Annotated in this window: 23 protein-coding genes; 14 read left to right on the top strand and 9 right to left on the bottom strand. The window is 60.9% G+C overall.

Annotation, left to right across the window (positions count from 1 at the left end; all coding sequences use genetic code 11):
• The first annotated feature begins 125 nt into the window (after positions 1 to 125).
• On the top strand, positions 126 to 1,037 hold the full coding sequence (locus N6L24_RS10005) for a LysR family transcriptional regulator (protein WP_271844542.1): 912 nt from the start codon (positions 126 to 128) through the stop codon (positions 1,035 to 1,037).
• Positions 1,038 to 1,060: 23 nt separating this feature from the next.
• Here N6L24_RS10005 and N6L24_RS10000 read toward each other — a convergent pair whose 3' ends face one another.
• On the bottom strand, positions 1,061 to 2,020 hold the full coding sequence (locus N6L24_RS10000; RefSeq protein WP_271844541.1) for an NADPH:quinone oxidoreductase family protein: 960 nt from the start codon (positions 2,018 to 2,020) through the stop codon (positions 1,061 to 1,063).
• A 293-nt stretch (positions 2,021 to 2,313) separates the two neighbouring features.
• Here N6L24_RS10000 and N6L24_RS09995 point away from each other — a divergent pair, with 293 nt between their 5' ends.
• The 4 genes from N6L24_RS09995 to N6L24_RS09980 all read left to right on the top strand — a co-directional run bounded on the left by N6L24_RS09995 (position 2,314) and on the right by N6L24_RS09980 (position 5,461).
• On the top strand, positions 2,314 to 2,685 hold the full coding sequence (locus N6L24_RS09995) for a helix-turn-helix domain-containing protein (RefSeq protein WP_271844540.1): 372 nt from the start codon (positions 2,314 to 2,316) through the stop codon (positions 2,683 to 2,685).
• Between the two features lie 50 nt (positions 2,686 to 2,735).
• Positions 2,736 to 3,548, top strand: a complete 813-nt coding sequence (gene hisN / locus N6L24_RS09990) for a histidinol-phosphatase (protein ID WP_271844539.1) — start codon at positions 2,736 to 2,738, stop codon at positions 3,546 to 3,548.
• A 117-nt stretch (positions 3,549 to 3,665) separates the two neighbouring features.
• Positions 3,666 to 5,018, top strand: coding sequence for an 8-oxoguanine deaminase (locus N6L24_RS09985; RefSeq protein ID WP_271844538.1), 1,353 nt, complete (start codon positions 3,666 to 3,668; stop codon positions 5,016 to 5,018).
• Positions 5,019 to 5,023: 5 nt separating this feature from the next.
• Positions 5,024 to 5,461 (top strand): CAP domain-containing protein, encoded by a 438-nt coding sequence (locus N6L24_RS09980; protein WP_271844537.1) that lies wholly within the window; start codon positions 5,024 to 5,026, stop codon positions 5,459 to 5,461.
• A gap of 8 nt (positions 5,462 to 5,469) precedes the next feature.
• Here the strand turns inward: N6L24_RS09980 and guaD are convergent, their stop codons facing one another.
• Positions 5,470 to 6,768: a guanine deaminase gene (guaD, locus tag N6L24_RS09975; protein WP_271844536.1), complete on the bottom strand. Its 1,299-nt coding sequence runs from the start codon at positions 6,766 to 6,768 to the stop codon at positions 5,470 to 5,472.
• Between the two features lie 133 nt (positions 6,769 to 6,901).
• Here guaD and mgtE point away from each other — a divergent pair, with 133 nt between their 5' ends.
• The 5 genes from mgtE to N6L24_RS09950 all read left to right on the top strand — a co-directional run bounded on the left by mgtE (position 6,902) and on the right by N6L24_RS09950 (position 12,432).
• Positions 6,902 to 8,299 (top strand): magnesium transporter, encoded by a 1,398-nt coding sequence (mgtE, locus tag N6L24_RS09970; protein WP_271844535.1) that lies wholly within the window; start codon positions 6,902 to 6,904, stop codon positions 8,297 to 8,299.
• A gap of 11 nt (positions 8,300 to 8,310) precedes the next feature.
• Positions 8,311 to 8,877, top strand: coding sequence for a 5-formyltetrahydrofolate cyclo-ligase (locus tag N6L24_RS09965; RefSeq protein ID WP_271844534.1), 567 nt, complete (start codon positions 8,311 to 8,313; stop codon positions 8,875 to 8,877).
• Positions 8,878 to 8,947: 70 nt separating this feature from the next.
• On the top strand, positions 8,948 to 9,766 hold the full coding sequence (locus tag N6L24_RS09960; RefSeq protein ID WP_271844533.1) for a TIGR00282 family metallophosphoesterase: 819 nt from the start codon (positions 8,948 to 8,950) through the stop codon (positions 9,764 to 9,766).
• A 107-nt stretch (positions 9,767 to 9,873) separates the two neighbouring features.
• Complete coding sequence (locus tag N6L24_RS09955; RefSeq protein ID WP_271844532.1) at positions 9,874 to 11,658, top strand: SLC13 family permease; 1,785 nt, start codon at positions 9,874 to 9,876, stop codon at positions 11,656 to 11,658.
• A 144-nt stretch (positions 11,659 to 11,802) separates the two neighbouring features.
• Complete coding sequence (locus N6L24_RS09950) at positions 11,803 to 12,432, top strand: TorF family putative porin (protein ID WP_271844531.1); 630 nt, start codon at positions 11,803 to 11,805, stop codon at positions 12,430 to 12,432.
• 51 nt (positions 12,433 to 12,483) lie between these two features.
• Here N6L24_RS09950 and N6L24_RS09945 read toward each other — a convergent pair whose 3' ends face one another.
• On the bottom strand, positions 12,484 to 14,256 hold the full coding sequence (locus N6L24_RS09945) for an SLC13 family permease (protein WP_271844530.1): 1,773 nt from the start codon (positions 14,254 to 14,256) through the stop codon (positions 12,484 to 12,486).
• Positions 14,257 to 14,398: 142 nt separating this feature from the next.
• Between N6L24_RS09945 and N6L24_RS09940 the strand changes: the two genes are divergently transcribed.
• Positions 14,399 to 15,139, top strand: coding sequence for a YebC/PmpR family DNA-binding transcriptional regulator (locus N6L24_RS09940; RefSeq protein WP_271844529.1), 741 nt, complete (start codon positions 14,399 to 14,401; stop codon positions 15,137 to 15,139).
• A gap of 56 nt (positions 15,140 to 15,195) precedes the next feature.
• Here the strand turns inward: N6L24_RS09940 and N6L24_RS09935 are convergent, their stop codons facing one another.
• Positions 15,196 to 16,071 (bottom strand): hypothetical protein, encoded by an 876-nt coding sequence (locus N6L24_RS09935; protein ID WP_271844528.1) that lies wholly within the window; start codon positions 16,069 to 16,071, stop codon positions 15,196 to 15,198.
• A gap of 59 nt (positions 16,072 to 16,130) precedes the next feature.
• Positions 16,131 to 17,012: a LysR family transcriptional regulator ArgP gene (locus N6L24_RS09930; RefSeq protein WP_271844527.1), complete on the bottom strand. Its 882-nt coding sequence runs from the start codon at positions 17,010 to 17,012 to the stop codon at positions 16,131 to 16,133.
• Positions 17,013 to 17,098: 86 nt separating this feature from the next.
• Between N6L24_RS09930 and N6L24_RS09925 the strand changes: the two genes are divergently transcribed.
• Positions 17,099 to 17,701 carry a LysE/ArgO family amino acid transporter gene (locus N6L24_RS09925; protein WP_271844526.1) on the top strand — a complete coding sequence of 201 codons (603 nt, stop codon included), beginning with the start codon at positions 17,099 to 17,101 and terminating at the stop codon, positions 17,699 to 17,701.
• On the opposite strand, the gene betI is transcribed toward N6L24_RS09925, so the two are convergent.
• On the bottom strand, positions 17,661 to 18,284 hold the full coding sequence (betI, locus tag N6L24_RS09920; protein WP_271844841.1) for a choline-binding transcriptional repressor BetI: 624 nt from the start codon (positions 18,282 to 18,284) through the stop codon (positions 17,661 to 17,663). The genes N6L24_RS09925 and betI overlap by 41 nt on opposite strands.
• 132 nt (positions 18,285 to 18,416) lie before the next feature.
• On the opposite strand from betI, the gene betB reads away from it, so the two are divergent.
• Together betB and betA are read left to right on the top strand one after the other, a co-directional pair.
• Positions 18,417 to 19,877, top strand: a complete 1,461-nt coding sequence (betB, locus tag N6L24_RS09915; RefSeq protein ID WP_271844525.1) for a betaine-aldehyde dehydrogenase — start codon at positions 18,417 to 18,419, stop codon at positions 19,875 to 19,877.
• A gap of 14 nt (positions 19,878 to 19,891) precedes the next feature.
• A complete protein-coding gene (betA, locus tag N6L24_RS09910; protein ID WP_271844840.1) occupies positions 19,892 to 21,547 on the top strand; it encodes a choline dehydrogenase in 1,656 nt (551 codons plus the stop codon).
• Here the strand turns inward: betA and N6L24_RS09905 are convergent.
• Genes N6L24_RS09905 through N6L24_RS09895 form a run of 3 tightly spaced genes read right to left on the bottom strand, consistent with a single transcriptional unit; the run spans position 21,544 to position 25,029 of the window.
• Entirely contained in the window at positions 21,544 to 22,356 is an 813-nt protein-coding gene (locus N6L24_RS09905; RefSeq protein ID WP_271844524.1) for an alpha/beta hydrolase, read from the bottom strand. The genes betA and N6L24_RS09905 overlap by 4 nt on opposite strands.
• The gene (locus tag N6L24_RS09900) at positions 22,356 to 23,756 is read right to left on the bottom strand and encodes a helix-turn-helix domain-containing protein (protein ID WP_271844523.1); all 1,401 of its coding nucleotides are present in this window, start codon (positions 23,754 to 23,756) and stop codon (positions 22,356 to 22,358) included. Before N6L24_RS09900 ends, N6L24_RS09905 begins: the two co-directional genes overlap by 1 nt.
• A gap of 58 nt (positions 23,757 to 23,814) precedes the next feature.
• On the bottom strand, positions 23,815 to 25,029 hold the full coding sequence (locus N6L24_RS09895; RefSeq protein ID WP_271844522.1) for a multidrug effflux MFS transporter: 1,215 nt from the start codon (positions 25,027 to 25,029) through the stop codon (positions 23,815 to 23,817).
• Between the last annotated feature and the right edge of the window lie 30 nt (positions 25,030 to 25,059).

Here is a 25,059-nt window from a genome sequence, read left to right as displayed (position 1 = left end):
GGTCCTTTCCTTTCTCAATAAGTGATGCATTGTGGCGAGTTCATCAAAACTCTTGATGAATATGCTTGGGTGTGTCAGATTTTGAAAACGAATGTTTGTACGGCCTTGCATCAAGGATTGTGATGATGAGAAATTTGGACGTAACCACCCTGCGCAGTTTCATGACGGTGGCGGATCTTGGCGGGGTCACGAAAGCGGCGGGTTTTCTCAACCTCACGCAATCTGCCGTCTCAATGCAGTTGAAGCGGCTCGAAGAGATGCTGGGCGTCAACCTGCTGGATCGCAGCGGGCGCACCGTCGCCCTGACCGCGGAGGGCGAGCAGCTCTTGGGCTATGCGCGGCGCATGGTGTCCCTAAACGACGAAGTGGTGCGCCGCCTCACACATGATGATTTTGAGGGCCGCCTGCGTCTGGGCGTGCCGCATGATATTGTCTATCCGGCCATCCCGCATGTGCTGCAACAGTTCAGCCGCGCCTTTCCGCGCGTCAAAGTCAGCCTGAACTTCAGCTTTACCAGCGCCTTGAAAGACGAATTTTCGCGCGGAGAGTTTGATATCATTCTGACAACCGAAGCTTCGCCCACCGCCGAGTCCGAGGTGCTGTGCGAAACGCCGCTTGTCTGGGTCGGGGCCATTGGCGGAGCCTCATGGCGGCGGCGCCCGCTGCGCTTTGCCTCTTGTCAGAATTGCCTCTTTCGTCCGGGTACACTGGCGGCGTTGGATCAGGTCGGGATCGAATGGGAGCCTGCGCTGGACAGTTCGTCAGATCGCGCGGTGGAGGCGACGGTCAGCGCGGATCTGGCGGTTATGTCGATGCTTGAGGGGACCGAGCCGCCGCATTTGGAAGTGGTGCAGCACAATGGTGCGCTGCCCGATCTGGGCTTTCAACACATCAATATGTATGGCGCAGAGCGCGATACCAGCGAGGCGCGCAGCGCCATGGCTGACATGCTGCGCCAAGCCTTCTGCACCTTGATGCCCCGACATGACAGGCTGGACAGACGCGCTGAGGCACCGCGCCTTGCGTCGATCAGCTGAGGGGTTGGGGCGAGATCCCGGGGTTAGATTTTGATCACAACCTTGCCGGTTGAGGCGCGCCGCCGCAGCAGGTCAAGCCCCTTTGCGGCCTCTTCGAGCGGCAGCACATGGCTGACATGCGGTTTCAGCCGCCCCTCGCTGTACCAACTGAACAGCTGGGTCAGGCTGTCGGTGATGATTCGCGGTTTGAACTGCAAATATCCGCCCCAATAGACACCCAGAACACTCAGGTTTTTCACCAGCATGTGATTGGCGGGAATTTTCGGAACCTCGCCGCTGGCAAAGCCAATCGGCAGCAATCGCGCGTCCGGGTTCGCCGCCCGGAAGGCGGCTTTCCACTGCTCACCCCCAACCGGGTCGTAAACAACATCCGCCCCACCGAGCGCTTTGATCGCGCCGCGCAGATCGTCGGTCTGTGCATCAATCAGATGGTCCGCGCCCGCGCGGGCGGCCACATCCAGTTTGTCTTGTCCGCGCGCGCAGGCGATGACCCGCGCGCCCATCAGTTTGCCAATCTCAACCGCCGTCAGCCCCACACCCCCGGCAGCGCCAAGCACCAGAAGCGTTTCACCCGGTTGCAGCCGCGCGCGATAATCCAGCGCCACATGGCTGGTGCCATAGGCGATCAGAAAGGCGGCCGCATCTTCGAAAGGCATTGATTCCGGTAAAGAAATTGCCCGCTCTGCGGGAAAGCAGCCATAGTCCGCCAGACCGCCCTGACCACCAAAAACCGCCACGCGACTGCCAATTTCGGGACCATCAGTCTCAGGGCCAAGCGCAGACACCACGCCCGCCACCTCCATACCGCCCACAAAGGGCAAATCGGGCGTGTCCTGGTAGGTGCCTTTCTGCATCAGCAAATCCGCGAAGTTCAACCCACAGGCGCGGATCTTGAGCTGGATTTCACCGCGTTTTGGGCTGGGCACCGGCAGGTCAACCACCTGTGCCGGTGTGTCAAATGAACTGATCTGATACGCGCGCATGGGGCCCCCGAGACCTGTGAATTTCCGCCCAAGTGATACGCCAAAGACGCGCCGGAAAGAAATGAAAACGGCGCGTCATATTGCTCGCAATATTCAGCAACCTAGGGTTACTTTTGTTGAAATCTATTCTCAAATAACTTGATCAATTTGAATGAAATGCTAATATAAGTTGCTGCTGTAGGGATGCGCAGCTGTCTTAACAAGTCGTATTTGTCAGTATGGGAGCTGGCGAGACGCCCGAGCAAGGCGCCGTTTTTGCCTGTTTGGTCATTAGTAAACTAAGGAGTTACCCAATGACGCACCCTGTTGATGTGCATGTCGGTAAGCGAATTCGTCACCGTCGGTGGCTTGTCGGTAAAACCCAGCAGCAGCTGGCGGAGCAAGTCGGCATCAAATTCCAGCAGATCCAGAAATATGAAACCGGTGCCAACCGTGTCAGCGCCTCCCGCCTTTGGGATATCGCCGAAGCGTTGGATGTGCCTGTCAGTTTCTTCTTTGAAGGGATTGGCGAGACCAGCGACGCCAAACAGTCTGGCTCTTCGGTACCTGCTGATCTGATGAGCGATAAAGAAGCGCTTGATTTGGTGCGCTCTTATTATGCCATCCCGGAAAATCAGCGCCGTCGCCTGTTTGATCTGGCGCGCGTTCTCAGCAACGTCGCTTGAGTTTTCGCCCCTGCTGCTGTAGCGCTGCTGCAGCAGGACCGGGGGCGGATATGACGGTAAGTACATCAGAACAAACAGAGCTTCTGGCTCTTGCTCATGAAATGGCCGACGCTGCGCGTGCGGCCATTTTGCCGTTTTTTCGGCAGGCCGGTCTGGGGGCGGACAATAAGGAAGAGGGCGGGTTTGATCCCGTGACCGAAGCGGACCGCGCCGCAGAACGCGCGATGCGCGCCGTGCTTGACGCCAAACGCCCGCAGGATGGCATTTTGGGCGAAGAATACGGCCACAGCGCCGGATCCTCTGGGCTGACCTGGGTGCTCGACCCGATCGATGGCACCCGCGCTTTTATTTCCGGCACGCCGACGTGGGGCGTGTTGATTGCTTTGTCAGATGCCAATGGGCCCCTTATGGGGATGATCGACCAGCCTTATATTGGCGAGCGCTTTGTCGGCGGCTTTGGCACTGCAGAAATGCGTGGCCCGATGGGCGCGCGCGCGCTTGCCACCAAACCGGCCGGCCCGCTTGTAGACGCGACGCTCTCTACCACCTTCCCCGAAGTGGGCACCCCGGCAGAGCGCGCCGCGTTTGATGCAGTGTCTGAGGCCGTCAAGCTGACGCGCTTTGGCATGGATTGCTACGCCTACGCGCTGCTGGCGGCGGGGCAGATTGATTTGGTGATCGAGGCGGGGCTGCAGCCCTATGACATTCAGGGGCCGATTGGCGTGATCGAGGCGGCGGGCGGCATCGTCACAGATTGGAACGGCGGCCCGGCCCATCAGGGTGGCCGCGTGATCGCCGCCGCCAATGCCGAAATTCACGCGGCCGCCTTGGCCGTGCTGACGAAAAATTGCGCCGAAAGCTAAACTCTGGGTTGCAGGTGAGGCCGCGCTTTGGCTAACGTGCCTGCACGATGAGTCCTTTGCCCGTTTTCTGTCATCGTCCGTGCCACGCCACACCGAAACGGGTCTGTGGAGCGTGCTGTGCAAAAACCTGAAAACACATCTGAAATCCTGATCAAAAACGCTGATGTCATCCTGACGATGGATGATCAGGATCGCCGCTTAAGCGGCTGCGATATTCGCGTCAGTTCTGGCCAGATTGTTGAGATCGGGCAGGGGCTTCGTTCGGGCGGCGAGGTGATAAACGCCCAAGGCTGCGTTATCACGCCGGGGCTGGTGAACACGCATCACCACCTCTTTCAGACCCTGACCCGCGCCGTACCCGCCGCGCAGGATGCGCCGCTCTTTGACTGGCTGAAGGTGCTTTACCCCATCTGGGCACGCTTTGGACCCGAAGAGATGTTTGTTTCGGCCCAAATCGGCCTTGCCGAGCTGGCGCTCTCTGGCTGCTCACTGACCTCAGATCACCTCTATCTGTTTCCAAACGGCGCGCGGCTGGACGATACGATCGAGGCCGCCCAAGAGATTGGGCTGCGGTTTCATCCGACCCGCGGCGCGATGAGCATTGGGGAAAGCGCAGGGGGCCTGCCGCCCGATCAACTGGTGGAGCGCGAAGAGGCCATTCTGGAGGATTGCATCCGCCTGATTGACCGCCATCACGACGCCAGCGAGGGGGCGATGCTGCGTGTGGGGATTGCGCCGTGTTCGCCGTTTTCCGTCAGCCGCGAATTGATGCGCGACGCCGCGCTTTTGGCGCGTGACAAAGGCGTGATGCTGCACACCCACCTGGCAGAGAACGATCAGGACATCGCGTATTCCTTGGAAAAATTTGGCTGCCGTCCGGGGCAATATGCCGAAGATTTAGGCTGGACAGGCCCCGATGTCTGGCATGCGCATTGCGTGAAGCTTGACACGCAGGAGATTGATTTATTTGCAAAAACGCGCACCGGGGTTGCGCATTGTCCGTGCTCGAATTGCCGGCTCGGCTCGGGCATCGCGCCTATTGCCGACATGCGCCGCGCGGGGGTGCCGGTGGGGCTTGGCGTTGATGGGTCGGCCAGCAATGACATGTCGAATCTGATCAGCGAAGCGCGGCAGGCCTTGCTGTTGCAGCGGGTGGCATTTGGCGTAGAGGCGCTGAAGGCGCATGAGGCGCTGCGCCTGGCCACACGCGGCGGGGCCGACGTGCTGGGTCGCGCGGACTGCGGGCAGATTGCCGTGGGCAAGCGCGCTGATATCGCGATTTGGCACACCGGCGGCCTTGAGAGCGCCGGCAGCTGGGATGCGGCGGCGCTGCTGCTGGCCGGGCCGCAGCGGGTGCGCGATCTGCTGGTCGAAGGGCGCACCGTCGTGCGTGATCATCAGCTCACCACAATTAACCTTCCGTTAGCACTTTCACGGCAATCTGCGCTTGTGGGGGCGTTGCTGGAGTAAGTGACATGCGTGTAAGGATGCTGATCCTTTCCGCGATGGCAGCGCTGATGATGAGTCAGACGGCAGAGGCCGGGCCAGTGCGCGAGGTTGCGACACTGACAAATGACTATCGCGCCAAACACGGGCTGCCGCCGCTACAAATTTCAACCGTTCTGGAACATGTGGCCTATGCACATGGCGAAGATATGCGCCGCTATCGGTTCTTTTCCCATCAGGGGTCTGACGGCTCGGACGTGGGGGATCGCGCCCTGCGCCGGGGCTATCAGTTCTGCGTGATCGCCGAGAACATCGCCCAGGGCCATCGCAGCCCGCGCGCGGTGACGCGCGGCTGGATCAGCTCACCCGGGCACCGGGCTAACCTGCTGGATTACAGCGTGACTGAAATTGGCGTGACCCGGGGGGCGGGCAATATCTGGGTGATGGTGCTGGGGCGCCGCTGCTGAGCGCAGGGCTATCTGACCTGCGCCCCATTGATCCAAACAGACGCAATCGCCCGGTCGTCCCCCATCATCAACGTGGGGAACAGCGCCTCCCAGAGGGTTTCGGCTTCGGCCTCACGCTGCGCAATGGCGGGGGTGGAGGCCAGGTCGAGCACAATCACGTCCGCCTCTTGGCCGGCGGTCAGGTTGCCGATCTTGTTATCCAGATGCAACACACGGGCGCTGCCCACCGTGGACAGCCAAATCAACTGCGCCGCGTGCAGCGGTGTGCCGCGCAATTGGCCCAGCTCATAGGCTGCGGCCATCGTGCGCAGCATCGAAAACGAAGATCCGCCGCCGGTATCGGTGGCCAGACCCACGCGCTGCCCATCCTGCACGAGCCCCATCATGTCAAAGATGCCGGACCCGATAAAGGTGTTGGAGGTGGGGCAATGCACCAGACCCGCGCCGGTTTCGCGCAGGCGCGCCCGTTCGCGGTCGGTCAGGTGGATCGCGTGGCCATAAAGCCCGCGTTCCCCGAGCAGCCCATGCATTTCATAGGTGTCCAAATAGTCGCGCGCGCTGGGATAAAGCGCTTTGACCCATTCAATTTCATCGGTCTGCTCGGACAGATGGGTCTGCATCAGGCAATCTGGGTTTTCCTGCCACAGCGCGCCCATCGCAGCCAGCTGATCCGGTGTTGAGGTCGGCGAAAACCGCGGCGTGATCGCATAGCCAAGGCGCCCTTTGCCATGCCATTTCTGCAGCAGCGCTTTGCTGTCGTCATAGGCCGATTGCGCCGTGTCCAGCAGCGCTGCCGGGGCGTTCTGATCCATGCAGGTTTTGCCCGCGACCACCCGTTGCCCGCGCGCCTTGGCGGCCTCAAAAAAGGCGTCGGCCGATTGCGGATGGCTGGTGCAATAGCTGGCCACAGTTGTGGTGCCATGGCTGGAGGTCAGATCCAGATAGCGATTGGCGATTTCGCTCGCATAGGCGGGATCATCAAAGCGCATTTCTTCCGGAAAAGTATAGGTGTTCAGCCAGTCGATCAGCCGCTTGCCCCAACTGGCAATCATCGCCGTCTGCGGATAATGCGCATGGGCATCCACAAACCCGGCCATGATCACGCCATCGCCATAGTCGACGACCTGGGCCTTTGGGTGCAGCGCCCGCATTTTGTCTGCCTCGCCAACCGCGGCAATTTTGCCCGCTTGCATCAGCACGGCGCCGCGCCGGGCATGCTGTACTGCGGCGTCGACAGGAACAACAAAAGGGTCATCCGTGAATGCAAGGGTCTGGCCAAGTAGTAATGTGCCCTCTGGCGATGTCATAATGCGCGCTCCTAAATCAACCTGAGACTACCCCGCAGAAAATCCCGAGTAAATCGCGGCTATACCATTGAGTTTCGACCGGCTCCTCCCCTATGTTCGCTGCAACGCAGTACGGCCCTCGGGAGGTGAAATCGTGACCGAACAGAGTGATCAGGTAATCGCCGAGGCCGAGCTGGACGAAGAAGACGCCTACGCCCTTGACCCCAAACTGCGCGCTGCGGTTCTGGAGGCGGTCGATACCGGCAATCGCGCCCAGCTTGTCGCGTTGATGGAGCCGCTGCACGCAGCGGATATCGCCGACCTTCTTGAGCAGGTGAACGGGCCGGAGCGGCGCGCGTTGATCATGCTTTATGGTCAGGAATTTGACGGCGAAATCCTGTCCGAACTGGATGACAGCATCCGCGAAGAGGTCATTGCCGACCTGACGCCCGAAGTGCTGGCGGATGCGGTGCGCGAGCTTGACTCCGACGATGTGGTTGATCTGGTCGAGGATCTGGATGAACCGCAGCAGGAAGCCATCCTTGAGGCGCTGGAAGATGCGGATCGGGTCGCGGTCGAAAAGGCGCTGAGCTACCCGGAGTTTTCCGCAGGCCGCTTGATGCAGCGCGAAACCGTGATGGCCCCGGAGCATTGGACTGTGGGCGATGCCATCGACTATATGCGCGGTGCCGATGAACTACCGGAACAGTTTTACCACGTGATCCTGGTCGATCCACGCCTGCGCCCGGTGGCCAATGTCACCCTGGGCAAGATTATGGGCGCGCCGCGCGATACGCCGCTGACAGCGCTGGCCGAAGAGATGTTCCGCACCATTCCGGTGACGCAGGATGAGGGCGACGTGGCCTATGCGTTTAACCAATACCACCTGATTTCGGCCCCGGTTGTCGATGAAAACGAACGACTTGTTGGCGTTATCACCATTGATGACGCGATGTCGGTGCTGGATGAGGAACACGAAGAGGACATCCTGCGTCTGGCGGGTGTGGGCGAAGAAAGCTCCCTGTCGGACAAGGTGATGGAAACCACCAAACAGCGTCTGCCGTGGCTCGCGGTCAATCTGGTGACGGCGATCCTTGCCTCGCTGGTGATTGCGCAGTTTGAGGCAACGATTGCGCAGATCGTGGCGCTGGCAGTTCTGATGCCAATCGTGGCCTCGATGGGGGGCAATGCGGGGACGCAGTCGCTGACGGTTGCGGTGCGTGCATTGGCCACCCGCGACTTGACCAGTGCCAACGTCTGGCGGGTTATTCGCCGCGAAAGCCTTGTGGGGCTGGTCAATGGGGTGCTGTTTGCGGTGGTGATGGGCATTATCGGCATTATCTGGTTTGGCTCGCCGATGCTGGGGGCGGTGATCGGCGTTGCGATGGTGATCAACCTTGTGGTGGCGGGCCTCGCGGGCACCGGCATTCCGGTGCTGCTTGAGAAATTCGGCATTGACCCGGCGCTCGCCTCGGGTGCGTTTGTGACCACCGTCACCGATGTGGTGGGCTTCTTTGCCTTTCTGGCGCTGGCCAGCGCATTGCTGCTGTAAAGGGGCCGGGGATGGATGATCTGACCGCCGCCAAAACCGCCGCACGGCGCGCTGCCTTTGCGCGCCGCAAGGCGGCCTTTGCCAGCAAGCTGCCGGGGCAGGCGGGGTATCTTTCCGAAGTGCTGGCCGGCTATCGCGGTGTGCCCTTGGCGGGCTACATGCCGATTCAGACCGAAATCAGCCCGCTGGCCGCCATGGCCGAAGCGACAGCGCATGGCCCGGTGGGCGTTCCGGTGATTACTGGGGCGGATCGGCCCCTGAAATTCTCGCGCTGGCAGCCGGATGGCGCGCTGCGCGACGGGGCATTTGGAGCGGCGGTGCCGGAGGTCGACGATTTCTTTGAACCGGAAATTGTGATCGTGCCCTTGGTGGCCTTTGATGCGCGCGGCGGGCGCCTTGGCTATGGCGGCGGCTTCTATGACCGCACATTGGCGCAGCTGCGGGCCAAACGCGCGACCTTGGCCATTGGTTTTGCCTTTGCCGCTCAAGAGGCAGAGGCCTTGCCGCTGGAGCCAACCGATGAGCCGCTGGACATGATCGTGACCGAGGCGGGTATTCGCAGCTTTTCGCGCGCCTAGGGCGGAAAACCGTCGCAGGGTGTGACATGGGCCTTGTTCCGCCGCGCGTGCTGGCGTAGGCCACATGCCTATGAAAATTCTGTTTCTCGGAGATGTCATGGGGCGCGCGGGGCGCGCTGCCATCGCAGAGCACTTGCCGCGCCTGCGCAAGGACTGGGCGCTTGATTTCATCGTGGTCAATGCGGAAAACGCCAGCAATGGCATGGGGCTGAGCGCCGATCACGCCAAACTGATGTTTGATGCGGGCGCAGATTGCGTCACGCTGGGCGATCATGCGTTTGATCAGAAAGACATGCTGCAGCATATCCAGAGTGACAGCCGCATTATTCGCCCGATGAACTATGCGCAAGGTGATGTGCCGGGCCGGGGCTTTCGCGTGTTTGAGGCACGCGGTGGTCGCAAGGTGCTGGTGGTGCAGGTACTGGGGCAGGTCTTTATGAAACGCCCCTTCGGCGATCCGTTCTCTGCGGTCGACAAGGTGCTGCGCGCCCATCCGCGCGGCGGCATGGTGCAGGCCAGCATTGTGGATGTGCATTGCGAAGCGACCTCTGAGAAAATGGGCATGGGGCATTTCTGCGATGGGCGCGCCTCGCTTGTGGTGGGCACCCACACCCATGTGCCGACGGCAGATACGCAGATCCTGCCCGGCGGCACGGCCTTTCAAAGCGATGCGGGCATGTGCGGCGATTACAATTCAGTCATTGGCATGGAAAAGGCCGAGCCGATGCGCCGCTTTATCACTGGCATGCCCAAGGCCCGCTTTACCCCGGCGACGGGGGAGGCAACGCTGGCCGGGGTCTATGTCGAAACGGATGACCGCAGCGGTGCGGCCACGCGCATTGAAATGGTGCGCCAGGGGGGGCGACTGGCGCAGGCCGGCCCCAGCTGAGGCGCGCGGCGCGAGAAATTTCCCCCCAATAAAGAGAGCTCGCTTGCGCGCAGCCGCGCCATGGTTGATGCTGAGCGCCGCACCAAGGCACTTCATAGGGCAGATCTATGGACTATTTCCAGTTCACCCAGACCACGCAGGCCATCCTGACCCTCTGCACCGTGGGGGTGATGTTCCTGTTGTTCCTGCGCGAAACCTTTCCCACGGAAGTTGTCGCCATCGCGGGGGTGGCAGCGCTGCTGATGTTGGGGGTTTTGCCCTATGATCAGGCGCTGGATGTGCTGTCAAACCCCGCGCCTTGGACCATTGCCGCCATGTTCATTGTCATGGGGGCGCTGGTGCGCACTGGGGCGCTGTCGGCCTTTACCCATCTGGCCGATCGCAAGGCGCAGACAAACCCAAAACTGGCGATTGCGCTTTTGATGGGTTTTGTGATCATCGCGTCGGCCATCGTGTCCAATACGCCGGTGGTGGTGGTGATGATCCCGGTCTTTATCCAGCTCAGCGGCACCTTGGGGGTTTCGGCCAGCAAGCTTTTGATCCCGCTCAGTTACGCGGCGATTCTGGGCGGCACGCTGACGCTGATTGGCACCTCAACCAACCTTCTGGTGGATGGGGTTGCGCGCGCGCAGGGGCTGGAGGCCTTTTCGATTTTTGAGGTCACGCCGCTGGGGGTGATCCTCGTGGCCTGGGGGATGTTCTATCTGCGGTTCATTGGCCCCCGTCTGCTGCCGGATCGCGCCAGCATGGCCAGCCTTTTGGGCAACCGCAGCCAGATGAAATTCTTTACCGAAGCGGTGGTGCCGCCCGACTCAAATCTGATTGGGCGCGAAGTGACGGGCGTGCAGCTTTTCAAACGCGAAGGGGTGCGTTTGGTCGATGTGGTGCGCGGGGATCTGTCGCTGCGCCGCAACCTGAAAGACGTAAAGCTGCAGGTGGGCGACCGCGTGGTGTTGCGCACCAAGATGACCGAGCTTTTGAGCCTGCAGCGCGACAAGTCGCTAAAGCCGGTTGATCAGGTTTCGGCCATCGAAACCAAAACCGTCGAGGTGCTGATCACCCCGGGCTGCCGCATGGTGGGCCGGCGGCTTGGCAGCATGCGCCTGCGCCGCCGCTATGGTGTGTACACATTGGCGGTGCACCGCAAAAACCAGAACATTGGCCTGCAGCTCGATGATCTGATCGTGCGCGTTGGCGACACGCTGCTGCTTGAGGGCGCGCCTGCGGATATTCAGCGTCTGGCCAGTGATATGGATATGGTCTCGGTCAGCCAGCCGAGCGAGCGCGAATACCGCCGCAGCCATGCCCCGATTGCGCTGCTGGCATTGGTGGCGATTGTGGCGCTGGCGGGCTTTGGCGTTGCGCCGATATTCCTATTGTCCATCCTCGCGGTGGCCGTGGTGCTGATCACCCGATGCATTGACGCGGACGAGGCCTTTGCCGCCGTTGACGGGCGGCTTTTGGCGCTGATTTTTGCGATGCTGGCCATTGGCGTGGCGCTGGAAAGCTCGGGCGCGGTGCGGCTGATTGTCGAGGCGCTGTCCCCCTACCTTGGGATGTTGCCGCCGTTTCTGGTGGTCTGGGCGATCTACCTTCTGACGTCGGTTCTGACCGAAATGGTCTCAAACAACGCGGTGGCAGTTGTGGTCACGCCGATTGCGGTTGGCCTGGCTGAGGCCATGGGCATTGATGCGCGCCCCTTGGTGGTTGCGGTGATGGTGGCGGCCTCGGCCAGCTTCGCCACGCCCATCGGCTATCAAACCAATATGCTGGTCTATGGCCCCGGCGGCTATCGTTTCAGCGACTTTCTGCGTGTGGGCATTCCGCTCAATCTCAGCATTGGTCTGCTGGCCAGCCTGATTATCCCATTCATCTGGCCGCTTGTGCCCTAATCCAGATCACCTCTGGCTGATGAACCCATAATTTCTTGGATATCTGATCTCTTCGATTGCCTCTTTATGTGTTGTCTTGCGGTCCCTAGGCCGCACTTAAAATCAATAAAGGGACGCCTGAAATTGGCGTTGAGGAGACAAGAAATGAAAGCCGCACTCTTTGGAGCCGCCCTTCTGGCCGCGCCAATCGCAGCAACCGCAGAAGAACTGTCGTTCTTTGCAAGCGTTGATATCGTTACCGACAACCTCGTGGCAGGAACCACGCAGACCTCCAACGGCCCTGCGATTCAACCCTACCTGTCGATTGGATACGGCGGGGCCTATCTGGGTATTTTCGCAACCAATGTCGATTTTGGCACAAATGATTCCGCTGAGGTCGATGTCTCTCTTGGCTATCGTCATGACTTTGCAGGCGGCCAATACCTCGATGTTGGCTATGCCCGCTATTTGTTTAACGGCGTCACCGGCAATTGCTGCGGCGAAGCCTATGTGATCGCGGGCAGCCCGATCACCGAGAAGGCCTGGGGTGAGCTCTATCTTGCATATGATCCAGAGGCGGAAACCTTTGATCGCAAAGTCACTTTGGGCACCTCCCTTACGGACGAGATTGGCGTGAAGGCCTCCTTTGGTAAAAGCGACGTCTTTGCCAATACCTACTGGGATGTGACAGCCAGCTATCAGGTCAATGACCGCGTGTCCGGTCGTGTCGGATACTCCGGTGCCTCAACCGGCGATGAAGGGCTTTTTGCAGGCATTTCGATTGTCCTGAACTAAACTTCCAAGGCGACGGGGAGCAGCCTCGTCGCCTTTTTGGTGACCGTTTGGTCACAGCGGCCAGAAGATCAGGATCGAAGGGATCGAGACGGCCACAACCAGAATTTCCAGCGGCAGCCCCATGCGCCAGTAATCGCTAAACTGGTAGCCACCGGGCCCCAAGATCAGCGTGTTGTTCTTGTGCCCAATCGGGGTCAGAAACGCCGAGCTGGCCGCAATTGCCACCGCCATCAGAAACGGATCTGGCGACACCCCCAAAGATTGCGCCATCTGAATCCCGACCGGCGCGGCCACAATCGTCGTGGCGGTATTGTTCAGCACATCGCTCAGCGTCATGGTCACAAGCATCAGCACGGTCAGGATGGCCCAGGCGGGCAACCCGGCGGTCAGATCAACCAATGTGCCCGCGATCAACTCTGTGCCGCCCACACGCTCCAGCGCTGCGCCCAGCGGGATCATACTGCCGAGCAGCACAACAACCGGCCATTCGATATGGGTGTAAAGCTCTGACAGCGGCACGATTTTGGTCAGCACATAGGCCATGACCACAAGCCCCAAGGCCACAGGCAGATAGATCAGACCCAGCGCGGCGGCAAAGACCGCCCCGGCGAAAATGCCAATGGCCAGCCAGACTTTGTCATCGGCGGTCACCGCAAGCCCGCGGTCGGCCAGCGGCAGGCAGCCCAGCCAATCGGTGATGTCATCGCCGCGATCCTTGGGCACCAGCAGCAGTAGGATATCGCCGGGTTTCACCACGGTTTTGCGCAGGTGCTGCGTGATGCTGCGCCCTTGGCGGGAAATGCCCATCAGCACAGCGTTCTGTCGCCAGGTCAGCCCCAAACGTTCTGCCGTGCGCCCGGCGATGCGCGCGGTCACGGGCACGACCACTTCGATCACATCCAGCCCGTCGCCCGCGGCTTTCAGTTTTTCTTCGCGCTTTTCGTCTGAGAAATTCAGCGACAGCGCGGCGCGGAATTCATCCAGCGCATCTGGCGTCGCCTCAAGGATCAATGTGTCATGCGCCGCAAGGGCCACATTGCGCGCATTGCCGTAGCGGCGCTTTTTGTCGCGGATCAGCCCCAGAATCGCGACGTCGGTTTTGGCGGCGGTTTCTTCGAATTCCGCCAGGCGCTTGCCGATATGTTTGCTGTCCTCGGGCACCGTGAGTTCGGCCATATATTCGGTGATATCGCTCAGCGCGCTGCCCGCATCACCCCGCGCCGGGATCAACCGCCAGCCCACCAGGGCCACAAAGGTTAGGCCGGCAATTGCGGTGATGCCGCCCACGGGCGCGAAATCAAACATCTTAAAGGGCGCGCCGAGTGCATCTTCGCGGATGGTGGCAATAATGATATTGGGCGGGGTGCCAATCAGCGTCGCCATGCCGCCCAGAATGGTGGCAAAGGACAAGGGCATCAGCGACAGCCCCGGGCTGCGCTGCGCCTTGCGCGCCGTCTGAACATCCACCGGCATCAGCAGCGCCAGCGCCGCCACATTGTTCATAAAGGCCGACAGCACCCCACCAACACCGCCCATCAGGCTGATGTGCAGGCCCAGACTGCGGCTGCTGTCCACCAAGGTGCGGGTGATCAGAAACACCGCGCCCGACCGGACCAGCCCGGCGGAGACCACCAAGACCAGTGCCACCACCAAAGTGGCGGGATGACCAAAGCCGGAAAAAGCGTCTTTTTCCGGCACCACGCCCAGAATAACTCCGGCCAAAAGCGCGCTGAAGGCGACCAGATCATAGCGAAACCGACCCCAAAGCAGCAGTGCAAATACAGCGCCAAACAGGGCGAAAAGGATGATCTGGTCTTGGGTCATGGACATGCTCTTCTGTTTTTTCTCAGCCAACCCGAGCGGCGCGCGCAAAACAAGGGGAAAAGCCCTCTCTTGGGCAACTTGCAGCCGGGGTGGTCTCTGGGCTATACGAAGCCCAATTTGAATTAACGGTAGGGCAAACACGATGGCTGGCCACAGTAAATGGGCAAATATCCAGCACCGCAAAGGGCGTCAGGACGCTGCGCGGTCCAAGCTGTTTTCGAAACTGGCAAAGGAAATCACCGTTGCCGCGAAAATGGGCGACCCTGATCCTGACAAAAACCCGCGCCTGCGTCTGGCCGTGAAAGAAGCCAAGGGCCAATCGGTGCCCAAGGACGTGATCGAACGCGCGATCAAAAAAGCCATCGGTGGCGACGCGGAAAACTACGATGAGATCCGCTACGAAGGCTATGGGCCGAACGGCGTTGCGGTGATCGTGGAAACCATGACCGACAACAAAAACCGCACCGCCTCCACCGTGCGGTCGACCTTTTCCAAGAACGGCGGCAACCTCGGGGAAACCGGTTCGGTTGGCTTTATGTTTGAGCGCAAGGGCGAGGTGGTTTACCCGGCTGATGCCGGCGATGCGGATGACATCATGATGGCGGCGATTGAAGCCGGGGCAGAGGATGTGGACAGCAGCGAAGATGGCCATATCATCTATTGCGCAGACACGGATCTGAACGATGTGTCCAACGCGCTTGAGGCGGACCTGGGCGAGTCGGAAAGCACCAAGCTGATCTGGAAACCCACCACCACCACAGAGCTGGGTCTTGAGGACATGCAAAAGCTGATGCGGTTGGTGGATGCGCTGGAAGATGATGATGACGTGCAGCGCGTCACCACCAACTTTGAAGCCAGCGATGAGGTCATGGCGCAGCTCTAAGCGCCGCCACATTGATTGCGAAAGCCCACCGCGTTGCGGTGGGCTTTTTGTTTGGCTTAGGGCTGGGTCAAGACGCCCGCGTTGAACAGCGCCCGGCGGCCCGGGGCCCAGAGGGCCTCGCGCTCCAGATCAAAGGCGCGTTCGATAAAGTCGGAATTGATGCCGCGCCCCAGGAAATATTGCCGGTCTTTGGGCAATTCTTCCTCGATTTTCACATGCGCAAGAAGTTGTAGGAAATCAAGACCATAGCGATGAAATCCAAGCTCCGCGCCCGCGTTCATCGTGCGCTCGCGCCCGGCGGCAAACACCAATGTGCAACTTGCACCGCATTCCCGCTCAACATGGGTGTTTAGCCCGCGCGCCATCACCTCTTGCGCCATTTCGCGCGCCGCATAAAGGTTACCGCCCGCGCTGTTCAGCACCAGTGTTTCAAGCTCGGGAACCCGATTGAAGATCGGCACCAGATCGTCAAGCGTGCCCTGTGACACCACACCCGTGAACTCCAGGCTCTTGCGGTCTTTGGACAGGGTCATCTTGAACCGCTCGACCTTGGGCCCGCCGTGCAACGCCATATTGGCCGCCTCGGCCTTGCGTGCCTGCGCCAGTTCCGAACTGTCATAGAGCAGCCACCACTGCGTCAGCATGGCAATGGCCATGACGAGAAACAGCAGATAGCCCGCTGTGATCTGCCAGAAGCGGCCGGTGTTGTTGAAATAGGCCACCGAAGCCGCGTTGAACCGCACCAGTTGCCAAAAGAAGGCAAACAGATCCGTGGCCAAGGCCGCTGCCAGAACCGGCAGCGCCAAAGGCGCGAGCGTGCCCAGATATACAAGGCCGCCAGCACAAAGCAGCCGCAGGCCAAACCCGGTCAAAAATAGGGCCGAGCCAAAGGAAGGGCCGCGTTCGACCCCGTCAAATGAAATCGCGCTCATACATGCTCCCAGATGCGCAGGCGTTGTAATTCCGCGCAACCTGACAAGTGTCTCGGGCATTATTGTGGCAGGGTTTTGATCGCAGTTTGGCAAATCGCTTTTGTCAGCCTTTTGAGCGCCGGTCGCATCAGACGGGCGGTCTGCCAATACAGCGGTGTCTCCAGCGGCGCATCCGGCAACAGCGGCACCAGCGCGCCGCTGTCCAGATGCGGGCGCACCAGTGCTTCGGGGTTCAGACCCCACCCAAGCCCATGCAGGCAGCCATCCACAAAACCCTGCGAACTGGACAGGCTGTGAAACGGCGGCCGCAGCTCTTGGCCGAACTGCGCGCGCAGCCAGTGCGTTTGCAGCGCATCCTTTTCATCAAAGCGCAGCATCGGCGCCCTGGCCAAAGTATCGAGGATCGGCCCCCCTGGGAAATGTTTCGCCATAAAGGCGGGCGTTGCCGTTGCGATATACCGCAGCCGCCCGAGATAATGGGAATCGCACCCTGCAATGGCATCGCCGTGGGAGGTCACGGCTGCTGCCACTTCGCCGCGGCGCAGCTGCTCGACAGAGAAATCCTGATCATCAATGTGCAGATCATACAAATGGCCGTCGACCTCTGCGAGCGGCTTGATGAACCAGGTCGCCAAGCTGTCGGCATTCACCGCAATGCGCAACCGCGCGCCCTGGGCGGGCGACAGCTCTCCCAGGTCCTGGGCCAGATGCGCGTCCAGCGCGGCAATATGATCCGCATGGGCCGCCAACCGCCGCCCGGCATCCGTGCCGACACAGGGTTTGCCACGGGTGATCAAAAGCGTACCGACCCGCTCTTCGAGGGCCTTGACGCGCTGGGAAATCGCGGATTGAGTAACAGAAAGATCCGCCGCTGCCGCTTCAAAGCTGCCATGACGCAGGATCGACGCCAGCGCCGCGAGATGCTGATAATCGTATTTCATTAGTTTCTCTTATGTGGCGCGCGTCACTTTAATTTGATTAATCTATTCATGCTGGCTACACAAGGCCAAAAGCAGCGAGAGCCACCATGTTACAGTCTTTGATCGCAGGATATCTGCTGAGTATTTCGTTGATCATGGCGATCGGCGCGCAGAACGCTTTTGTCTTGCGGCAGGGGCTACGTGGGCAGTTTGTTCTGCCGGTTGTCCTGACCTGTGCGCTCTCTGATCTGATCCTGATTGTTGCGGGCGTCACGGGCTTTGGGGCGCTGGTTGTCGCCTTTCCAATGGTGGTGACATTGGCCAAATGGGGCGGGGCGGCATTCTTGTTTGTCTATGGCGCGATGAACTTCAGATCCGCCTTCCGCGGCGGGGATGCGCTGGCTGCTGAGGGGCGCGTCGCGCAGACCGTGGGCGCAGCGCTGGGCACATGCCTGCTGCTCACATGGGCCAACCCGCATGTCTACCTGGACACCGTGGTGCTGCTGGGCGGGCTATCGGCGCAATATGCCTCTGCCGCTGGCTTTGCGATTGGCGCGGCGCTGGGCAGCTTTTCATTCTTCTTTGCCTTGGGCTATGGCGCACGGCTGTTGCGGCCACTCTTTACCTCAGCCAAGGCCTGGCGCATTCTGGATGCGCTGATCGGCGTGGTTATGTGGGCGATTGCGCTCTCGCTTTTGATGATGAGCTAAGCGCCGCGCTTTCAAGCAGCAAGAGCGCCACGCGGCGCGCTTCGGCGCGCACGACATCAGGCAAGAGCGGCGCATCGCTCTGCGCAGCCTGAAGCCAGATCCCATCCATATAATGTTGCAGTGCCAACCGCAGGGTTTCTCGTTGCGCGCCGGGCACAAGCGCGCGCAGCTCTGCTTGAAAATGGCTGCGCACCCTTTGGCGGTTGATGTGGTGCAACCGCGCCAACAGCGCGGAATAAGGGGCATTGGCCCAGAATTGCACCCAGATCGAACATTGCGCTGGCTGGAACAGCGAGTCGTCAAAATTCGCCTCCACCACCGCCAAAAGCCGTGCCTGCGGCCCCTCGGCCACTGCAAGACGTCGCAAGGTCGCTTGGCGCAGCAGCTCCAGCAGGTGACGCATGGTGGCTTCCATCAGCCGGTCCTTTGAGCCGAAATAATAGTTGATACTCGCCGCCGTGGCCCCGGCCTCAGCGGCAATTTCTGCCATGGTGACAGCGGCATAGCCCTTGCTGTGCACCGCTGCGATCGTGGCGGCAATCAGCTCATCGTGGCGAATGTCTCGGATGCGTTTTCTGCTCATGCGCGCAGTTTCGGCTGGCTGGAACAAATGTGCAATCTGAATGTTCATAAAATTTCTTAAATGACCATTTAAAAAATGGCATAACTGTTCTAAATAACGGCTGAACTTAGATCGCAACCCTTCGGAGCCGCCATGACCGTCACGCCGACCCAGCCCACCGCCAGCCATTTTGTTGATGGGGCCTATCTTGAAGACACCGCCGGGGCAGAAATTGCCGTGATCTACCCGGCCACTGGCGCGCGAATTGCCACCGTCCACAGCGCGACCCCCGCGGTGCTGGAGGCGGCGTTGACCTCTGCCCAACGGGCACAGAAAGACTGGGCCGCGCTCAGCGGGCGCGAGCGCGGGCGCGTGTTAACCAAGGCGGCAGAGCTGATCCGCGCGCGCAACCGCAGCCTGTCCGAGTTGGAAACCCAAGACACTGGCAAACCTTTGCAGGAAACTTTGGTGGCCGACGCCACCTCAGGTGCGGATGCGCTGGAATATTTCGGCGGTCTCGCCGCCAGCCTGACCGGCGAGCATATCCCTTTGGGCGAGGACTGGGTTTACACCATGCGTCAGCCGCTGGGCGTCTGCGCCGGGATCGGCGCATGGAACTACCCGACACAAATTGCCTGCTGGAAAGCCGCGCCCGCGCTGGCCTGCGGCAATGCGATGATTTTCAAACCCAGCGAAATGACGCCTCTTTCGGCGCTTAAGGTGGCGGAAATCATGATGGAAGCGGGCGCGCCTGCTGGTCTGTTCAACGTGGTGCAGGGGCTGCGTGATGTCGGCGCGGCCTTGGCCACCGATCCGCGCATCGCCAAGGTGTCGCTGACCGGCTCGGTGCCGACTGGCAAAAAGGTCTATGCCGCCGCCGCCGCCGAAATGAAACATGTCACCATGGAGCTGGGCGGTAAATCACCGCTGATCATCTTTGATGATGCCGATATCGACAACGCCGTGGGCGGCGCGATCAATGGCAATTTCTATTCTTCGGGGCAGGTCTGTTCCAACGGCACCCGCGTCTTTGTGCACAAAGACATCAAAGAGGCGTTTCTGAGCCGCCTGAGCGCGCGGCTCAAAGGCGTGGTCATGGGTGATCCACTGGACGAGGCCGTGAATTTTGGCCCCATGGTGTCCGAGCGGCAGATGGAGATTGTGCTGGGCTATATCGCCAAGGGGCAGGCCGAAGGCGCGCGTCTGGTCGCAGGCGGCAACCGTGTAGATCGCGCAGGCTATTTCGTTGCGCCCACGGTCTTTGCCGATGTCACCGACGATATGACCATCGCGCGCGAAGAGATCTTTGGCCCTGTGCTCTCGGTGCTCGACTTTGAGGATGAGGCCGAGGTGATTGCTCGCGCCAATGCGACCGAATTTGGCCTCTCTGCCGGGGTGTTCACCCGCGATTTTGCCCGCGCCCACCGCGTCATTGCGCAGCTGGAGGCCGGCAGCTGCTTTATCAACTCTTACAATGATGCCCCGGTTGAGGCCCCGTTTGGCGGCGTCAAAGCCAGCGGAATTGGCCGCGAAAACAGCAAAGAGGCGATCAACCACTACAGCCAGGTCAAATCTGTCTATGTGCGCATGGGCGACGTAGAGGCGGCGTTCTGAGCATGGCGGAACAGATGATTGCCGATTATGTCGTGGTGGGGGCGGGCAGCGCGGGCTGCGCGCTGACCTACCGTCTGGCCGAAGCGGGCCACAGCGTGCTGGTGCTAGAACATGGCGGCACCGATGCGGGGCCGCTGATCCAGATGCCCGGCGCGCTGAGCTTTCCGATGAACATGCGGCGCTATGATTGGGGCTATCACACCCAGCCAGAGCCGCACCTGGGCGGGCGGCAACTCGTGACGCCGCGCGGTAAGGTGGTTGGTGGATCAAGCTCGATCAACGGGATGGTCTATGTGCGCGGTCATGCGCGGGACTTTGATCATTGGGCCGAAAGCGGCGCTGCGGGCTGGGGCTATGCTGACGTGCTGCCCTATTTCAAACGGATGGAGCATTGGCACGGCGGCGCAGAAGGGGAACTTTCGGATTGGCGTGGGGACTCTGGTCCGCTGCATGTCACCCGCGGCCCGCGCGACAACCCGTTGCACGCCGCATTCGTGCAAGCCGGGGCCGAGGCGGGTTATCCCGTGACCAAAGACTACAACGGCCATCAGCAAGAAGGCTTTGGCGCGATGGAGATGACCGTCTGGAAAGGACGGCGCTGGTCGGCGGCCAATGCTTATCTCAAACCGGCCCTTAAGCGTGACAACTGCACGCTGCTGCGCGGCTTTGTCGAGCGTGTGGTGATCGAAAATGGGCGCGCCACCGGGGTGGAGATCACAAGCGGCGGGCGCAAGCAGATCGTTGAGGCCCGGCGCGAGGTGATCCTTGCGGCAGGCTCGATCAATTCGCCGAAACTGCTGATGCTTTCGGGTATTGGCCCTGCGGCGCATCTCGCGGAACATGGCATTGCGCCCATCGTTGATCGCGCGGGCGTTGGGCAGAACCTGCAAGACCACCTGGAGCTTTATCTGCAAATGGCTGCAAGCCAGCCCGTGACGCTCTATAAATATTGGTCGCTCTTTGGAAAGGCGCTGGTCGGGGCGCAGTGGCTCTTTGCCAAATCCGGTCTCGGGGCCAGCAACCAATTTGAAAGCGCGGCTTTCATCCGCTCTGCCCCCGGCGTGGACTACCCGGATATCCAGTATCACTTTTTGCCGCTGGCTGTGCGCTATGATGGCAAGGCCGCCGCCGAAGGTCATGGGTTTCAGGCCCATGTCGGCCCGATGCGCAGCGCCTCGCGCGGGGCCGTCACGCTGGCCAGCAGTGATCCGGCCACCGCGCCGAATATCTTGTTCAACTATATGTCGCAGGACAGCGATTGGCGCGATTTCCGCCGCTGCATCCGCCTGACGCGCGAGATATTCGGCCAGCCGGCCTTTGCGCCCTATGTGAAGCATGAAATCCAGCCCGGCGCAGATTTGCAGAGCGATGATGAGCTGGACGGGTTCATTCGCGAACACGTCGAAAGCGCGTTTCACCCCTGTGGCACCTGCCGCATGGGGGCGGTCGAGGATGCGGGCGCTGTGGTGGACCCAGAGTGCCGGGTGATTGGTGTCGCGGGGCTGCGCGTGGCGGACAGCTCGATCTTTCCGCGTATCACCAATGGCAATCTGAATGGTCCATCCATCATGACCGGCGAGAAGGCGGCGGATCACATTTTGGGCAAACAACTGCCCGCGTCCAATCTGGATGTCTGGCAGCACCCCGAATGGCGGCAGGCGCAGCGCTAAAGCGCGTCGATAAACCGCCAAAACTGCGGCAGCACATCGCTGCGCCAGAGCGTGGTATGCGTGCCGCCGGGCACCGTTAGCAATTGTTTGCGCGGGCTGGGCGCGGCGCGGTGAATGGCGGCGCTTTGCGCGGGCGGGATCAGCGTGTCGGCACTGCCGCGCAGGACCAGAAGCGGCGCACGGAGTGCCGCCTTGGCGCGATCCAGCGAAGGCCATTGATCCCGTAAGGCCCCGCTTAGGCTGGCAAATTGCGGATAGTGATGCGCCGCCAGATCGGCGATTGAGGCAAAGGGCGCTTCCAGAATAACGCCATCGGCCGCTTTTGGATTATGCGCTAAGAGGCCAATGGCGACCGCGCTGCCCAGGCTTTCGCCATAGATGACGATCTTGCCCTGCGGGCGCAGCCTGCCGCCTGCGCCCATGGCGGCGCGCACGGCAGCGGCATCTGCGATCAAACGCGCTTCAGTGGGCGCGCCGGGGCTGCCGGAGCTGCCGCGATAGGCCGGGGCAATGACCCCATAGCCGCGCTTGAGAAAGTGCTGAAACCGTCCGGCGCGGGCGGCCAGATTGCCCGCATTGCCATGAAAATATAGCAGGGTGGGGCGGCCATTTTTCGCGGGTTGATGCCAAACGATGAGCGCAGTGCCATCTTCGGCAGTGACGGTGGTTTCCTGCATCTGCGCCAGCCCGGCCTCTGCGGGGGGCACCTGACGCGGATCAAAGGGATAAAGCACCAGCCGTTCCGCCCAGCCGCCAAAGGCAGCAAAGCCAAGAAAGCCCAAGAGGCACAGCAGCGTGAGGCGCAGCATCAGCTGACCTCATAGGGCAGCACGCCGCGTTCGTTTTCGCGAATGGTCAGCTTGCGCTCCAGCGGCGGGACAGAGCGTTGATGGCAATCGCGGCGCTCGCAAATGCGGCAGGAAATGCCAATCGGTTCAAAGGCGGCGGCATTGTTGGCATCAAGGTTATCCGCATAGACCAGTTGATCGGCATGTTTGATTTCGCAGCCAAGGGCAATTGCATAGCGCCGCACCGGCGCGCCGTAATGGCCCCCGGATTTTGAGATGTCGCAGGCCAGCGAGAAATAGCGCACCCCATCCGGCGTCTCGGCCAGCTGACGCAAGAACCGCCCCGGTGTTTCAAAGGCCCGGTGCACGTTCCACAGCGGGCAGGCCCCGCCAAACCGCGCAAATTGGAGCCGTGTGGCCGAATGGCGCTTGGTGATGGTGCCGGCCTGATCGACGCGCACAAAGAAGAAGGGCACGCCTTTGTGGCCGGGGCGCTGCAGGGTCGACAGGCGGTGCGCCACCTGCTCAATCGAGGCCCCGAACTGCATCGCCAAAATTTCCAGATCATGGCGGTGTAGCTGGGCGGCGGCCAGAAACGCCCCATACGGCATGATGGCCGCACCGGCGAAATAATTGGCAAGGCCGATCTTGGCGATCTGCCGCGCGGCGTTGGATTGAAACCGCGCCAGATCCAGTGTCGCCTCCAGCAGGGCGTTTTGTTGCAAGAGCGCGACCTGCAGCAAAAGCTGAAAGCTGCGGGTTTCCGGCGTGGCAAATTGCGACAGCTCCAGCGTTTTGCTGGCGGGGTCATAGCGGCGCATCGCGGCGCTGTCCCCCACAACAATCGTCACGCCCAGATTATCCAGTGCCTGCAAGGCGGCGGCCTGAATGCCGCCCTGATCCGCAGATTTTACGGCGAAGCGTTCCGCCGCGCGGTCCACCGCATCAATGTAATTGTCACAATAATGAAAGAAATCGCGCACCTCATCCCAGGGGCTGGGCTGCATTTTGACATCATCGCGCCCCAGCGCCTCATCCAATGAGGCGAGCCGCTCATGGGTCTGGCGATAGGCGTGATGCAATCGCAGGAAGGCGCGGGCAAAGGCCGGGGCGTTTGACGCGCTCATGCGGATATCGGCCAGCGGCACCTCGGCGTCGGCCAGGATCGGATCGGCCAGCGCCTCGCGGATGTCACTGACCAAACGCTCAGAATCGCCGCTTGAAAGTTCGGTCACGTCAATGCCGAACTCCTGCGCGAGCGCCAACAGCACGGTGGTGGACACCGGCCGGTTGTTGTTTTCCATCTGGTTGAGGTAGGGCAAAGACACGCCCAGTTTGCCGGCAAACTCTTTCTGCGTCAGGGAAAATCGCCCGCGCATCTCGCGCAGCTTGGCCCCGGCGTAAAGTTTCTGTGCCACCATCGGGAGATCCCTTTGCAAATTAGCTTTGCAGTATCATAGCTTTGCAAACTTGGTGGCGCTAGCCCTCAATCTGGCGCTCGCGCAGGATGACGATGACAATTGACAGGATGCCCAGAAGCGACGTGGCCAGCATCAACCACAGCAGTGGGAAGACCCCCGTGTCGGGCGTCAGAAGGAATCCGGCAAAGGCCGAGAGCAGTGCTCCGATGCCGATCATCATGGCCCCGCTCAGCCCCGAGGCGGTGCCCGCCAGATGAGGCCGCACCGACAGCGCGCCCGCCGTCGCATTCGGGATCACAAGCCCGTTGCCCAACCCCACCAAGGTCATAAAGCCAAAGAAACTCAGCACGCTGCCCAGCCCAAGTTCAAACACCACCAGCGAAACGGCGAGGCCGCCGCCGTTGACCACGGTGCCCCAGAACACCATGCGGTTGACGCCGACGCGGGCGGAAAAGGCCCCGGACAGGAAGTTCCCGGCAAAATAGCCGATAGCAGGGGCCCCGAAATAGAGGCCCAGGGCCGCCGGGGGCAGGCCAAACAGTTCTGACCCGACAAAAGGCGCGCCCCCCAGATAGGCGAAAAACGCCCCTGACGCGAAGGCAGAAGCCAGGGTATAGCCCCAGAACCGTGGGCTTAGCAGCAATTCGGGGTATTGGCGGAACTGCGCGCCCAGCGACAGCCCGCTGCTGACCTTGGTCTCGCCGAGGTCACGGTAAGTGATGACGAAAAGCAGCAGGCCAAGCCCGGCAAGGGTCCAGAAATTGCCTTTCCAGCCAAAGAATTCCTCAATCACGCCACCAATTGTCGGCCCGAACATCGGCACAACGGACATGCCCATGGTGACATAGCCAATCATCGAGGCGGCCTGATCGGTTGGGTATATGTCGCGCACCACCGCGCGCGACAGCACCATCGCCACCGCGATGATCGCCTGCGCCATGCGCGCGAGCAGAAAGGCTTCGGCGGTTGGGGCAAAGACGCAGGCCAGCGAGGCCAGCACAAAAAGCGCAATGCCCCAGAGGATGACCTGACGCCGCCCGAATTTATCCGAGATTGGCCCGATCAGAATTTGCAGAAACGCGCTGATGCCCAAATACAGCGCGACCGACAGCTGAATCACGCGATAGTCGGTCTGAAAATGCACCGCCATCCCCGGCAGGGAGGGCAGAAAAATATTCATCGACATCGCGCTGACCCCGGCAAGCAGGATCAGGGTCGAGATATGCGGTGGGCTGGTGCGATCCAGATACCGGGTGCTGAGGCTTTGTGTCATTGTGATAGTCCTAGGGCCTTCGTCTGCGCC

This window comes from Cognatishimia sp. SS12 (assembly GCF_028369055.1).
Lineage (GTDB): Bacteria > Pseudomonadota > Alphaproteobacteria > Rhodobacterales > Rhodobacteraceae > Cognatishimia.
The sequence above is the reverse complement of the archived record's forward strand: the minus strand, read 5'-3'. Positions and strand labels throughout refer to the sequence as shown.

Coding starts and splice junctions, on each gene's coding strand:
- guaD (WP_271844536.1), bottom strand. CDS start 6,768: ATGACATCGCCAGAGGGCACATTACTACTTGGCCAGACCCTTGCATTC.
- N6L24_RS09980 (WP_271844537.1), top strand. CDS start 5,024: ATGCGTGTAAGGATGCTGATCCTTTCCGCGATGGCAGCGCTGATGATG.
- N6L24_RS09940 (WP_271844529.1), top strand. CDS start 14,399: ATGGCTGGCCACAGTAAATGGGCAAATATCCAGCACCGCAAAGGGCGT.
- N6L24_RS09950 (WP_271844531.1), top strand. CDS start 11,803: ATGAAAGCCGCACTCTTTGGAGCCGCCCTTCTGGCCGCGCCAATCGCA.
- betI (WP_271844841.1), bottom strand. CDS start 18,284: ATGAGCAGAAAACGCATCCGAGACATTCGCCACGATGAGCTGATTGCC.
- betA (WP_271844840.1), top strand. CDS start 19,892: ATGATTGCCGATTATGTCGTGGTGGGGGCGGGCAGCGCGGGCTGCGCG.
- N6L24_RS09945 (WP_271844530.1), bottom strand. CDS start 14,256: ATGACCCAAGACCAGATCATCCTTTTCGCCCTGTTTGGCGCTGTATTT.
- N6L24_RS09955 (WP_271844532.1), top strand. CDS start 9,874: ATGGACTATTTCCAGTTCACCCAGACCACGCAGGCCATCCTGACCCTC.
- hisN (WP_271844539.1), top strand. CDS start 2,736: ATGACGGTAAGTACATCAGAACAAACAGAGCTTCTGGCTCTTGCTCAT.
- N6L24_RS09965 (WP_271844534.1), top strand. CDS start 8,311: ATGGATGATCTGACCGCCGCCAAAACCGCCGCACGGCGCGCTGCCTTT.
- N6L24_RS10005 (WP_271844542.1), top strand. CDS start 126: ATGAGAAATTTGGACGTAACCACCCTGCGCAGTTTCATGACGGTGGCG.
- N6L24_RS09900 (WP_271844523.1), bottom strand. CDS start 23,756: ATGGTGGCACAGAAACTTTACGCCGGGGCCAAGCTGCGCGAGATGCGC.
- N6L24_RS09905 (WP_271844524.1), bottom strand. CDS start 22,356: ATGCTGCGCCTCACGCTGCTGTGCCTCTTGGGCTTTCTTGGCTTTGCT.
- N6L24_RS09995 (WP_271844540.1), top strand. CDS start 2,314: ATGACGCACCCTGTTGATGTGCATGTCGGTAAGCGAATTCGTCACCGT.
- N6L24_RS10000 (WP_271844541.1), bottom strand. CDS start 2,020: ATGCGCGCGTATCAGATCAGTTCATTTGACACACCGGCACAGGTGGTT.
- N6L24_RS09925 (WP_271844526.1), top strand. CDS start 17,099: ATGTTACAGTCTTTGATCGCAGGATATCTGCTGAGTATTTCGTTGATC.
- N6L24_RS09935 (WP_271844528.1), bottom strand. CDS start 16,071: ATGAGCGCGATTTCATTTGACGGGGTCGAACGCGGCCCTTCCTTTGGC.
- N6L24_RS09895 (WP_271844522.1), bottom strand. CDS start 25,029: ATGACACAAAGCCTCAGCACCCGGTATCTGGATCGCACCAGCCCACCG.
- N6L24_RS09960 (WP_271844533.1), top strand. CDS start 8,948: ATGAAAATTCTGTTTCTCGGAGATGTCATGGGGCGCGCGGGGCGCGCT.
- betB (WP_271844525.1), top strand. CDS start 18,417: ATGACCGTCACGCCGACCCAGCCCACCGCCAGCCATTTTGTTGATGGG.
- N6L24_RS09930 (WP_271844527.1), bottom strand. CDS start 17,012: ATGAAATACGATTATCAGCATCTCGCGGCGCTGGCGTCGATCCTGCGT.